The organism is Cerasicoccus arenae (assembly GCF_014651635.1).
GTDB classification, from domain to species: domain Bacteria; phylum Verrucomicrobiota; class Verrucomicrobiia; order Opitutales; family Cerasicoccaceae; genus Cerasicoccus; species Cerasicoccus arenae.
In genome coordinates, this window is sequence record NZ_BMXG01000008.1 from 68,111 (window position 1) to 80,954 (window position 12,844).

12 protein-coding genes are annotated in these 12,844 nt (G+C 53.4%); 9 read left to right on the forward strand and 3 right to left on the reverse strand.

Annotated features, from left to right (window positions below; translation table 11 throughout):
* Positions 1-7: 7 nt before the first annotated feature.
* The gene (locus tag IE065_RS07925; RefSeq protein ID WP_189513660.1) at positions 8-664 is read right to left on the reverse strand and encodes a GOLPH3/VPS74 family protein; all 657 of its coding nucleotides are present in this window, start codon (positions 662-664) and stop codon (positions 8-10) included.
* A gap of 181 nt (positions 665-845) precedes the next feature.
* Here IE065_RS07925 and IE065_RS07930 point away from each other — a divergent pair, with 181 nt between their 5' ends.
* From IE065_RS07930 to gap, 7 genes are all read left to right on the forward strand, one after another.
* Entirely contained in the window at positions 846-2,042 is a 1,197-nt protein-coding gene (locus IE065_RS07930) for a saccharopine dehydrogenase family protein (RefSeq protein WP_189513923.1), read from the forward strand.
* 12 nt (positions 2,043-2,054) lie between these two features.
* On the forward strand, positions 2,055-2,693 hold the full coding sequence (locus IE065_RS07935) for a DUF1499 domain-containing protein (RefSeq protein ID WP_189513662.1): 639 nt from the start codon (positions 2,055-2,057) through the stop codon (positions 2,691-2,693).
* 107 nt (positions 2,694-2,800) lie between these two features.
* Positions 2,801-4,018, forward strand: coding sequence for a carboxynorspermidine decarboxylase (nspC, locus tag IE065_RS07940; protein WP_189513664.1), 1,218 nt, complete (start codon positions 2,801-2,803; stop codon positions 4,016-4,018).
* Between the two features lie 52 nt (positions 4,019-4,070).
* A complete protein-coding gene (locus IE065_RS07945; protein ID WP_189513667.1) occupies positions 4,071-4,583 on the forward strand; it encodes a superoxide dismutase [Ni] in 513 nt (170 codons plus the stop codon).
* A gap of 70 nt (positions 4,584-4,653) precedes the next feature.
* Positions 4,654-5,577, forward strand: coding sequence for a tetratricopeptide repeat protein (locus IE065_RS07950; protein WP_189513669.1), 924 nt, complete (start codon positions 4,654-4,656; stop codon positions 5,575-5,577).
* 111 nt (positions 5,578-5,688) lie between these two features.
* On the forward strand, positions 5,689-6,150 hold the full coding sequence (locus IE065_RS07955; RefSeq protein WP_189513672.1) for a hypothetical protein: 462 nt from the start codon (positions 5,689-5,691) through the stop codon (positions 6,148-6,150).
* 214 nt (positions 6,151-6,364) lie between these two features.
* Positions 6,365-7,390, forward strand: a complete 1,026-nt coding sequence (gene gap, locus IE065_RS07960; protein ID WP_189513675.1) for a type I glyceraldehyde-3-phosphate dehydrogenase — start codon at positions 6,365-6,367, stop codon at positions 7,388-7,390.
* Between the two features lie 155 nt (positions 7,391-7,545).
* Here the strand turns inward: gap and hemB are convergent, their stop codons facing one another.
* Complete coding sequence (gene hemB / locus IE065_RS07965; RefSeq protein WP_189513678.1) at positions 7,546-8,556, reverse strand: porphobilinogen synthase; 1,011 nt, start codon at positions 8,554-8,556, stop codon at positions 7,546-7,548.
* A 91-nt stretch (positions 8,557-8,647) separates the two neighbouring features.
* A complete protein-coding gene (locus IE065_RS07970) occupies positions 8,648-10,063 on the reverse strand; it encodes a glycoside hydrolase family 16 protein (protein WP_189513680.1) in 1,416 nt (471 codons plus the stop codon).
* Positions 10,064-10,364: 301 nt separating this feature from the next.
* On the opposite strand from IE065_RS07970, the gene cysS reads away from it, so the two are divergent.
* Together cysS and IE065_RS07980 are read left to right on the forward strand one after the other, a co-directional pair.
* A complete protein-coding gene (cysS, locus tag IE065_RS07975) occupies positions 10,365-11,858 on the forward strand; it encodes a cysteine--tRNA ligase (protein WP_189513682.1) in 1,494 nt (497 codons plus the stop codon).
* Between the two features lie 125 nt (positions 11,859-11,983).
* Positions 11,984-12,775, forward strand: a complete 792-nt coding sequence (locus IE065_RS07980) for a cyclic nucleotide-binding domain-containing protein (protein ID WP_189513684.1) — start codon at positions 11,984-11,986, stop codon at positions 12,773-12,775.
* Positions 12,776-12,844: the final 69 nt, after the last annotated feature.

Consider the following 12,844-nt stretch of genomic DNA (forward strand, 5'->3'; position numbering starts at 1 on the left):
GTCTGCCTCACATGCCTGAATAAGCCATCACCTCAAGCAAGGCTTGCTGGATTTTATTAACCGCCTGGCTCAACGCTTGGCCCACAAAGTCCATCTTGGCAATCGTTTCGATTCGGGCGCGGTGCTGCTCCAGTTCGTGTTCAGAGAACACGACGCTGCTCAGGTCACAAGCATTCATCAGGCAAATAACAACGACATCACGCGGATCGGGTATGGCCTCATGATCAAGCACAACCTCACGGATGCGCAATTTGACCTCCTGTTCCTCCCGATCATCAATAACCGGGTAGCGGCGCTCCTTGAGCACAAAAAGGAACCGGTGCTCCTCCTGCTGAAGAATGCCACGCTCTTTGAGCTCGTCAAACAAACGAGATTTCCAGGTATCAATATCCGCCGTTACAGCATTTAGTGCACGCTGGATGCTCAACGGACTTTCTTCGGGGATTTTCGCCAAGACATCGTCGAGCAATTGATCGCCCATTTTCTCACGTGAAAGCACCTGCAAGCTCTTGTCGTCAGTATCAATTACATTGCTGAAAGCCAACTCCATGATCAAGCCACCGGCAATTGCCAGATTCAGTGAACCTTCGGGCAGCGCATGGAGTTTGCCGGACTTGTCGTCCAAGGCGAGCAACAGAATTTCTTCGGCGAATCGTAGAGACATGCAATCAGCATGAGCAACTTTACCCTTGGGCGGAAGCTCAAAACACGGCCAGAGTCGAAGTTATCTGAAAGCGGTCTGGTACCATTCATCAACTGCATAAGCGCAATACTAAGATTATTACTCGTAGAAACTCCGGTCAGATTTTCTTGTGCCCAGCGGAAAAATCTCCCTCACTGACGGCATGGCAAAAGTCATTATTGTAGGAGCAGGCGGCGTAGGTAACGTCGTCGCCCATAAATGCGCGCAAGCGTCCGACGTTTTCACCGAAATCGTGCTGGCCTCCCGCACCCTTTCCAAATGCGAAGCCATTGCGGCAGATATCCTAGCCAAGCAGGGTCGTTCCATCCGCGTGGCCAAGATTGACGCCGACGATGTGGCCGCAACAACGCAGTTTCTACTCGATGAGAAGCCAGATTTGCTGCTGAACATCGCCCTGCCCTATCAGGATTTACCACTCATGGACGCCTGTCTCGCTGCTGGTGTGGACTATCTGGACACCGCCAACTACGAACCGCCAGAAGAAGCGAAGTTTGAGTATAAATGGCAATGGGCCTACCGCGAGAAATTCGAGCAAGCCGGGCGCATGGCGCTCCTCGGCAGCGGCTTCGACCCCGGCGTCACCAACGTATTCTGTGCCTACGCGCAAAAACATTACTTCGACGAGATCGAGACAATCGACATCCTCGACGCCAATGCGGGCAACCACGGCTACCATTTTGCGACGAACTTCAACCCGGAAATCAATATCCGCGAGATCACGCAGAATGGTCGTTATTGGGAGGAAGGCCAGTGGAAGGAAATCGAGGCCATGAGCGTACACCAGACTTACGATTTTCCCGTCGTCGGCCAACAAGAGGCATATCTGCTTTACCACGAGGAGCTTGAGTCGCTCTGCCAGAATATTAAAGGTCTCAAGCGCATCCGCTTCTGGATGACTTTTTCTGAAAAATACCTGACACACCTGAAGGTGCTGGAGAACGTTGGTATGACCTCCATTGAGCCGATTGATTTCAATGGCCAACAAATTGCGCCGATTGAATTCCTCCGCGCAGTTCTGCCCGACCCAGCGTCTCTCGGTCCTCGCACCAAAGGCAAAACCTGCATCGGCTGCGACATCGTCGGCATGAAGGACGGCAAAAAGAAGCGCATCTTCATCTACAATGTCTGCGACCACGAGGAATGCTTCGCCGAAGTATCCAGCCAAGCCATTAGCTACACAACCGGTGTTCCAGCCATGATCGGCGGCATGATGATCCTTTCCGGAAAATGGCGTCAGGACGGCGTGTGGAATATGGAACAGCTTGATCCTGATCCCTTTATGGAACAACTGAACCTGCGTGGCCTTCCCTGGCAGGTGCAGGAGCTTCCACTGGGGTGATAGCTGTTCCCCGTGGAACCATCTCGCAGCAAAGGTAAGAAGCGTAAACGAAGCAAAAGTTCGCGCTCTGATAAGCGTCCCCTCACCAAAGAGGCGAAGGTACGGCATGTCAGTGTACATTCTGCGCTGTTGAGCCGACTGACCCCAAGTGGAAAGGTACGGCCGCTTACTTTCTTGGAAAGGACGCTGCTCTATCTGTTCGGCATTATTTGTCTGGCCGCTATCATCGTGACACTACTTGTCTGGAAATCACGCAGCACCCCACAGCTTGAGTGGGCTGACCTCGGTAACCTGCCTACCATCGAAGACCATGCACTTGGCGTAAGTAGTGAAGTCAGCCCCGATGATCCTGCCTACATTGAGCCACTTCTCTGCCGCGGGCATGCGAATTACGCATTGGAGAAAATTGAAGAAATTCTCAGCACTGACAAAGCCTTCCTTAATGTCCGTCGCAATGAAACACAGTTGCAAGCCATCGCTATTTCGCCGTGGTTAGGTCTCCAAGACGACATACTGTTTCAAGCAAGGACGGACCCTGAGCGCCTGGAAATCTACGCGGCTTCACGCGCTGGCCCAATGGACCTCGGGGCCAATCGAAAAAGAATTGAAGAACTGCGCGAACTCTTGCGCCAATTGCACGTCGTAAAATAGCATGACCTTCCCGCATATAAGTTAATGCTCAAATGGAATCAACTGGTTGATTTAATTCTTTAACCACGCTAACGCCTTAAATCACCCAATTTGCCCCCCCCCTCTCTATGTCGCAAGATCCTACACCGCCACTCACGCCTGAACGCCTGCAAGCCCTGCGAGATATTCCTGTCGCCGAGACTCCGTCGCCGTGCTTTGTCATCAACCTCGACCGACTGGAGGACAACTGCCGCATCCTCGCCAGTGTCCGCGAACGCACGGACGCAAAAGTCCTGCTCGCACAAAAGGGCTTCTCCATGCACGCGACTTATCCTCTGCTCGCACGCTACCTCGACGGCTCCACCGCTAGTGGCCTGCACGAAGCGCTACTTGCCAAAGAATACTTTGGCAAAGAGGTCCACGTTTATTCAGCAGCCTTTAAGGAAAATGAGATCGCTGCATTGGGCCGTTTCGCGCATACGCTCGTCTTTAATTCCGTCCGCCAATGGCGACGCCACCAGCCAGCATTGGATGCATTGCAACGCAAAGTCGAACTCGGCCTCCGCGTTAATCCTGAGCATTCTGAAGTCGAAACCGACCTCTACAACCCAGCCTCGCCGTGCTCTCGCCTTGGCATCACTCGCGCCGAACTTGACCGCCAAATGGCGGAAGCTGGCCTTGCCGATTTAAGCGGCCTCGATGGCCTGCATTTTCACGCTCTTTGTGAGCAGGACGCCGACGCGCTGGAAGGTGTCGCCCACGCCTTCGCGGACAAATTTGGCGACTTGATTGAATCAACGAAATTGAAATGGCTGAACTTCGGCGGCGGACATCACATCACCCGTCCTGGCTATGACCTCGACCGCCTCTGCCGCGTCGTCACGGAGTTCAAGGAACGTTACGGCCTAGACATTTATCTAGAACCCGGCGAAGCCGTTGCCCTGCATACTGGCGTGCTCATTGCGACTGTGCTGGACGTCCTAGAGGCCAATGGCGTACAAAATGCGATCCTTGATGTCTCCGCGACTTGCCACATGCCCGACGTCTTGGAGATGCCTTACCGGCCCAATATCTTAGATGCCGGCCTCCCCCAAGAGCGCACGCACACCTATCGCTTGGGCGGCCCCAGTTGCCTCGCAGGAGATGTCATTGGGGACTATAGTTTCGATGCGCCGCTTGAGATAGGCCAGCGCCTTGTTTTCCTCGACATGGCCCACTACACAATGGTCAAGACCTCAACTTTCAACGGTGTCCCCTTGCCTTCTCTCGCCACTTATAGCGAGCGTGACGGGCTGCGAGTCGTCCGAAAATTCGGCTACCGCGATTTTGCCGAGCGACTGAGTTGAAAATGCTGAAAGCATTTTGACTTTCCACGGAGTCTGATTGAAACTCGTTGGCATGAAGACAAACACCATCGCTCAATCATTCCTTTCCATATTCGTCGTTGCCGCGGCGTTGTTGTTCGCACCTGCGAACGCATCAGCACATTGCCAGATCCCATGCGGGATATACGACGACAGCGCAGAACTCAACAGGATGCTACTTGATGCAACCACGATTAAAAAATCCGTAACTGAGATCAACAATCTGGCTGGCAAAACCGACCCGCAATCCGTCAATCAGCTTGTGCGCTGGGTCAACAACAAGGACGCACATGCCGATAAGGTGATCGACTCGATCAGCAATTATTTTCTCTGCCAGCGAGTGAAGACCTCGCAAGACGATTACACCGAGCGCTTGATCAAACACCACGCCGTGATGGTCGCGGCAATGCAGGCTAAGCAAAACGCCGACCAAGCACACGCCGAAGCCCTCGAAAAAGCAATCATGGCGCTGCGCGTGTATTATCCTGAGCACGACCACGCAGCGGAGAAGAGCACAGCACACGACCATGCTGGCCACTCACACTAAACATCTATCTAAAGCAGGAAGTTCGGTAAGGCAGGAAAGCCTGTGGTAAGCATATCGTCCTTACTTTGTCTTGCAACCGGAGCAGGTCTCAGGCTTCGCTGAGGGGATGGATTTTTCGCGCGCAAAGTCGCAACTGCCGCTGGCTGCGTTTTTCTGGCTGATCTCAGCAAGCTTTTATGAGTTCTGGCAAGCTGGTTCGCCGGTGGAAAGCACCCTGCTCCCCCCGTTGGCGATGGGCGAACGCGTGTTGCTGGCACCATACCTGATGCTAGAACAGCTTGGGTTTTGGCTATGGCCGATGGCACGCGAGCCGCTAACCTTTACCCTCGTGCCCAGCGCAATTCTCCGCGAAGGGCTGTTTTACTGGCTGATTCTAGTACTGGTGATCCGGTTCAGTTGGCGGCTCCGACGGATTGAGCCGTGGATATTTTTCGGGATCGTTATTTCGCTCGTGGCGCTGATTCCTTTTAGCGGCGTTGTCCCGGGCTGGTTGCAGCCGTTTAGCTTCACGCCACTGATTGGCTGCGGTGTAGGCATGTCGATGCTCTTTGCCACATTGATGATCAGGGGTGCTCAGTCTTGGGGCCAGCCCGCAGAAAAACAAAATGTTCGTTCTCAAATGCATCAGCACCTCTGGCGTTTGGTCGGCCTGCTGGTAGTCATCTGGACCGGTGCAATGACCTTGAACCTGATCAACGTGGCCGGACGGACTTGGGAAGCGCGCATTGCAGCGCAACACACCGAGCGGCCCGATGTATACGTTGCCGTAGAAATTGCGCGTCAGCTAGGCGTGGCCGGACAATCTGCCAAAGCTGAGGCTTTGATCCTACGTTGCGGTCAGGCTGCACCCTGGTATGCCGAAATTCCAGTGGTCAAAGCCGAGCTACTCCTAGCACAAGACGAGACCGCCGCCGCCCGCGTCCATCTGGAAAAAGCGATGGTGCTGAACCCCGGACATCAGCACGCTGCGGAATTGTTGAACGCCGTGCAGTAAGTCTGTCGCCAAGATGAGCGCGATCACGAAAGCTTCCGGCCAAAATATTGATTTGCCGCAAACGAACTGGATAGCGAATATAGGAATCCTCATTCCAAACAGTCACATCAGATGAAATATCTAAGCTTACTCGCTTTACTCGCCTTTGCCGTACCGCTCTTCGCACAAGACGATAAGGACACTGAGGACAGTCTCGCCATGATACTGCCTGAAGGGCGTTATCTGCTGACCTACTCAGACGCCAAGCCTGACTTGGAGAATTGGACCACTTCACCATCGATAAATTACGTCGATGTTATCCACGGGCCTAATGGGATTAATATAAATTTCTACAACCAAACAGTCCCTGTTCAGTATTATAAATCCAATTCGAGTAGCAGAGTTGTAAGCAGCAGCATCAGTTTTATCTCTTTGCCTACGGGGGATAGCGTAGTTCCAGTTACTACGGTCTACTCAGGAAAGCCATTGGGAAACCATTCTGGCACTGTTTTGGGACGCGCATGGCGAATCATCGGAGGCCGACCAGCCACCGCCAGTGAATTGATTTTCCGACTGGAGAAAATTAAGGAATGAACATCTTAGGACCAAAGTTACTTTAATTTTTCTAATACAAGTATTGACTTATATTAGATTCCTTAAATCATTCATTCTATAAGCTTCTGGCTGGGTTCATTCAGTAACCAAATCCGAATAACGCTTGCCACGGAGCGATTTCGGGCTTTCCTTCCCCCTTTGCTCACCACAGGGCTATTCTTTCTTTCAATCAGAACCAACAAAAACAGACATCATGGCAGTAAAAGTAGGTATCAACGGCTTCGGCCGTATCGGACGCTTGGTATTCCGCGCACTGGCCGACAAGGGATTGCTCGGCACAGAATTTGAAGTCGTTGCAATCAACGACCTCGTCCCCGCGGACAATCTGGCTTACCTCCTCAAGTACGACTCCATTCAGGGCCGTTTCAATGGCACCGTGGAAGCGCCCGACGCAGACACGCTCATCGTCAATGGTATGACGATCAAGAGCCTTTCCGTTCGCGAAGGCCCAGCCGCCCTCCCTTGGAAAGAACTTGGCGTAGACATCGTCATCGAATCGACCGGTTTGTTCGTTGAGGACAAGAAGGCCCAAGGCCACCTCGATGCAGGTGCCAAGAAGGTCATCATTTCCGCGCCTGGTAAGGGTGACGGCGTGAAGACTGTCGTTCTCGGTGTTAACTGCGACACGCTGACCGCCGCTGACAACATCATTTCCAACGCCAGTTGCACGACTAATTGCTTGGCTCCAATCACCAAGGTGATCTTGGACAACTTCGGCATCGTCGAAGGTCTGATGACCACTGTCCACAGCTACACCGCAACTCAGAAGACAGTTGACGGCCCAAGCATGAAGGACTGGAAGGGTGGCCGCAGCGCTGCAATCAACATCATCCCATCGACTACTGGTGCTGCCAAGGCTGTTGGCCTCGTGCTTCCAGAAGTTAAGGGTAAGTTGACTGGTATGGCCTTCCGCGTTCCGACTCCAACCGTATCGGTTGTCGACCTGACCGTGAAGACTGCCAAGAAGACCTCTTACGAGGAAATCTGCAAGAAGATGAAGGAAGCTTCCGAAGGCAGCCTCAAGGGCATCTTGGGCTACACCGAAGACGAAGTGGTCTCGAGCGACTTTATCCACTGCGATCTGTCGTCGATCTTCGACGCTGGCAGCGGCCTCGGTCTCTCGGACGACTTCTTCAAGCTCGTCTCCTGGTATGACAACGAGTGGGGGTACTCCAACCGTTGCGTTGAACTCCTCCAGAAGGTCTCCGGCCTGCTTTAATTAAGCATCCAGCAATTTCAAAAGCCGCTCCCATTTGGGGGGCGGTTTTTTTGTGCCCAAAGCATCAAACAGAAATCATTACATAGGACATTGTATCTCCATTTCAATGCCCCCCCCGCATGGTAGGCTTTCCCCTATTAACTTTGGCAACTACTCTATTTCCCGGCGGCGATTTCTTTAGCGAAGTATGTCAAAATCATATCCGCGCCAGCACGTTTGATACCGAGTAGGCTTTCGTCGCGGGTACGCTTATAATCAAGCCAGCCAAGCTGGGCAGCGGCATGAATCTGGGAATACTCACCAGACACCTGATAGGCGGCTACCGGTAGCGATGTGCGCTGACGGAGCTCACGAATAATGTCCAAATACGCCCCAGCAGGCTTAACCATGAGCACGTCTGCGCCCTCAGCTTCGTCTAGCTCGGTTTCGATGATGGCGGCGCGTCGATTGGCCGGATCGCATTGGTATGTCTGCTTACCAAGCAAATTCGTACCCGCCGCCTGCGCACTGCCCACCGCGTCGCGAAACGGACCATAGTAGGCAGAATTAAACTTTGCCGAGTAGGCCATGATTGCGGTGTCGGTGAGGCCCGCCTCGTCGAGTGCCACGCGAATTGCCCCAATCCGGCCATCCATCATGTCAGACGGGGCCACAAAGTCCGCACCTGCCTCAGCGTTGAGTTTTGCCATCTCACATAGGATCGCGACCGTCTCGTCGTTAGCGACATCCTGCCCGTCAGCCGTTAACACACCGTCGTGACCGTGGTTGGTGTAGGGATCGAGCGCGACGTCGGTAATAATAGCCAGCTCTGGAACAGCAGCTTTGACCGACCTTACTGCACGCAGCACCAATGTGTCCGGATTCAACGCCCCCCCCCCCTCTGCGGTCTTCAGAGAGGAATCTAGTTTCGGGAAAATTGCCACGCCTGGTATGCCTAAATCTCGCAGCGCCAAGCACTCATCAATGAGCCCTTTGATCGTTAGCCGTGATTGGCCTGGCATTGAGGCAATAGGCTCGGGCTCGCCGTTCCCATCAATTACGAACAGGGGGTGGATCAAATTGCTGGGGCGCACTACAGTTTCCCGCACGAGGCGGCGGATGGCATCCGTCCGTCGAAGGCGACGCGGGCGATAGGTCAAATTGAGACGGGCTTCGGATTCGCTCATATTCGCGCATGCTAGGCACTCATGCAGGGGCGGCGAGTCATTATTTATTGGGTTTTCTGATGTCAGGGTCGAAAAGTGCGCATTATGAATGCTACTCAGCTCGCCACACTTTGATGGACTGAATAGTCATATCACCAGAACCGTCCTCGTATGGAGAATCGATCTTTGCCTTAACGGCGACATTCGTGAGTGGATACCAATTCTCGCCCTTGAAGGGATTGGCGTAACTCATCGTTTCAACGTCATCGACAAACATGGTGATCCATTCTTCGTCCACCGTGACCGCAAATCGGTGGAACTCGCTGTCCAGCGTGTTCGGTAGACCAAAGACGCCCATAGACATCCGCATGGCGGGGCGCGTAAATGTGCGCCTCAGATGCTCACCGCCATGAAGATTGGAGGATAGATCGGATGCAAATTTCCATTCCCCGTTGTAGCCAAAGCCTTCGTAAACATCAATCTCTGGCGGCCATCCACCAGTCGGCAAAAGCCATAATGCGGGCCAGGAACCAAAGCGGTTCGGCATTTTGACCACCCACTCGACGCTCCCATATTTGAATTGCGATTCCGGCGTGCGGTGTCCCGAGAGCATGACCGCAAGAAAGGGATACTCAACCGCTGGCGTGCCAACCTTAACTGGTTCCTCAAGACGCCTTGAGGAGAGAACCAAACCGTCCTCAGTGCGTTGGAAACCGCCATACTCGATTTCGCCGTAATAGCCAGTCTCTCCATTACCCACTTGCGTCCGGCCATGCGCCAGCGCAGTGGAAAAGCTGTTCGCACCTCCACGGTCGTCAAACTGCAAAGTCTCACCGGTCTCGGAATAGCAAAGCTCGCCCAAAGGCTTGAATTTTTCACCTTTGCGCCCTCCTTCGATCGGCTCATTGACGGCATCCACAGCAGCTGTAATGAGGATACCGCCGCCAGCGCGGTAGGCACCATCAGGAACCGATGGTTGCACGGCGCGTACATTGTTGCCCTCGCTCATCTCTCGAACGTTAAAACTCACTGTTTTTGTCAGCGGGTCGCCCGGGTAAAATATAACGGATTTCGTTTTGTCAGGATTCGCGCGCCCCCCCTGACCATCGTACACTCGGACATAGGCGATAACAGTATTCGGGCTTTCCCGGTCAAGCGTCACCGGCACATGCACTTCCTTGGCATTGACGGGCACTTCGAAACTCTTGATCTCAACCTTTGCTGCTGTCGGGTATTTTTTGCCATTCTGGTAAATATCTTCAGGCTCCTGAATCACACCGATATATTGATCGAGCTGACTACTGATACGTCCCACGGCGCGATTTGCCTCCGATACGTCTTGTTGAATCTCCGGCGTTGGTCCATTTTCGATAACACGACCAAGGGATTTTTCGGCAATTTCTGCATCATTGCGGAGCGCCTGTGCTTGCTCAAGCGTCATCTGCTGAGCGGCAAGATTCTGAGTGAGGCTTATAATCGAAAACAGTATGAGAACCGCGATCTGCTTGGTATGGGAATTTTTCTTCATTTTGATTTTTTAGGGGGCAACGTGAACTTCACGCGTCTAAACCTTAACACATTTATCTTAAAGCGTTAGGTCTAGATCTGATCGCATCATTGGCAATTACAGACAAGTCGCCTCAGATGAGCAGCGTCACCGGCATTCCCTGATCTCGAAAGGCGCATTTATATTCCTCGGGGCAATGCACAATGGACCGCCCCCCCCCCATCGGTTGGCTACGACAGCGGTTTCGGCTCCACCCCGAGAGAGCAAAGCTACTATTTCGGGATTGAATCAACGGGAGAATTCCATGTTTTAGACGCTTCACATGGCCATAGAACTACACGATACACTCACCCGCACCCGGAAAACGCTCGTCCCCTCGGACGGTCAGACCTACCGGTTTTATTGCTGCGGACCCACAGTCTATGGCCCGGCGCACATCGGAAACTTCCGTGCCTTCGTTGCACAGGATGTGCTACGCCGCGTGCTGGAAACAGATTTTCTGGCCCATACAGCCGCAGACGCTCCTCCAATCGTGCTTAAGCACGTGCGTAATATAACCGACGTCGACGATAAGACCATCCGTACCAGTCAGGAACGCGGCGAAACATTGACCGCGTTTACCCAGCGCTGGACGGAAAAATTCCACACCGACTGCGCCGCACTGAATTGCTTAACGCCTGACGTCGAGCCACGCGCGACCGCGCATATTCCGCAGCAAGTCGCGCTCGTGGAAAATCTGCTAGCAGGCGGTTTTGCCTACGTTGGCGGCGATGGATCGGTGTATTTTAAGGTGTCCGCTTGCTCGCACTATGGCGAACTGTCTCATCTCGACCGCGATCAGCTCCAAACACAGACCGAGAACAGCGCGGGCCAAGCCAACGATGCTGACGAATACGACCGTGAATCCGTGAGTGACTTTGCTCTATGGAAGGCGCACAAACCCGAGGACGGTGACAACCAATGGCCCGGACCAAAGAATCCTGCCACCGGTGAGTCAATCAATGGACGCCCTGGCTGGCACCTCGAATGTTCTGCAATGAGCACGGCCTATCTTGGGGAATCTTTCGATCTGCATGGGGGGGGGGTAGACTTGTGCTTTCCGCACCACGAAAACGAGATTGCCCAGAGCGAATCCGCCAGTGGACAACGTCCGTTTTGCCATCATTGGTTCCACAACGCACACTTGATGGTCGAGGGCAAAAAGATGTCCAAGAGTCTTGGAAACCTCTACACACTTGAGGAGCTCGACGCACAGGGTTACAGCGCACAGGCGGTCCGCTATGTGCTGATCAACGGCCACTATCGCTCGCAGCTCAACTTTACCTTCAACGGACTAACCGCCGCCGCGAGCGCCTTGGCCAAGCTCGAAAAGGCACTTAAGCCTATCTTGGACATTATTGGTATGACGCCCGAGGAGTTCCGTGAACTGTGCGGCAAGCCCAGTGCAATGACAGTAACAGGCATGTTTGTTCGCGCATGGGAGCACCTAAGCGACGACCTGAACGTCCCTGGTGCCTTGGGTGACATCTTTAGCTGCGTAGGTGACCTCAACGACCCCAGCTACAGCAAGAGCGCCATCGTCGGCCAACTTCGTTCCCTCGCAGGGCTACTCTACTGCCTTGGGCTGGAGTTGTATACGACCCCGGAAGCGCCGATTGTCGAAGCGCCGGAGCACGTCATCCAGCTTGCTGCACAGCGTTGGGAGGCCAAACAAAGTCGTGACTTCACAGCTGCAGACGCCCTGCGCGCCGAAATCCAAGCAGCCGGATGGATTGTCCTTGATCGCAAAGATGGCTACGATCTTTCGCCAGCATAACGGCGAGGGGGGGCATAATTGCCTGCCAAATAGTTAAAATAGTTAATATCTGAGGCTTAATCTAGGGTCAAAAAGACCTAGGACGGGATTGCACCCTGCATTGCGATAATGATAAAACGTGCTCAATGGAAAGGAGACGCTACGTTGCAGGGTCAGTCATCTTTCGCCAAGGCGATGAATCACAGGATGTTTACCGGATCGTCACTGGCACGGTACAAGTAGGCATTACCCAACAAAGTGGCGGTAACCTCATTTTGGCCACCTTGTCCGAAGAAGACATTTTCGGTGAAATGGCGATGATCGATGAAAGCCCGCGGTCAGCGACCGTCACGGCACTGGAGGACTGCGATGTCGAAGTCATGGCACCAGCTGATTTTACGGCCAACTTTTTCAATAACCCCGTGGTCATGGCACCCTATTTATCGTGCCTCATTGATCGCGTTCGCACGAGTAACGAAAAAATCTACGATCTGTCGCAAAAACTCGCAGAGCGATCGCAGTCCATGCGCCCGACGATTCCCCAGCGCAGCCAGAGCTCACTCTTTGGTACCGGTCTGGCCCTTCTACCAAAAACACCATTGGCGCAGCGAACGTTACCAAAGCCACGCGTGCCGATCAGTAAATTCCCCTACCGTATTGGACGCTCGGGCACAACCGGACCGGACATTCTCCAGAAAAACGACCTTTCGCTCGTCAATGTTGATCCCAGCCAAGTAGCCAAAAGCCATATCTCTATTGAGCAAGAAGACGGCGCGATTTGGGTTCGAGACCGTAAAACACGCCGTGGCACTATCGTCAATGGCAAGCGACTCCACCTTGACAATGGATCACTCGTTTGCCGCCTCTCGCGTAAGACCAATGAAATCATTTTGGGCGACGAGAAAAGCCCTGCGGTCTATGAGTTACGGATGCTTTAGCTGAGTAAAAACAGAGGCGAATCCTCAATTCACCTGATCGACACTACGTCTGAGTGGCTAACCAGCATT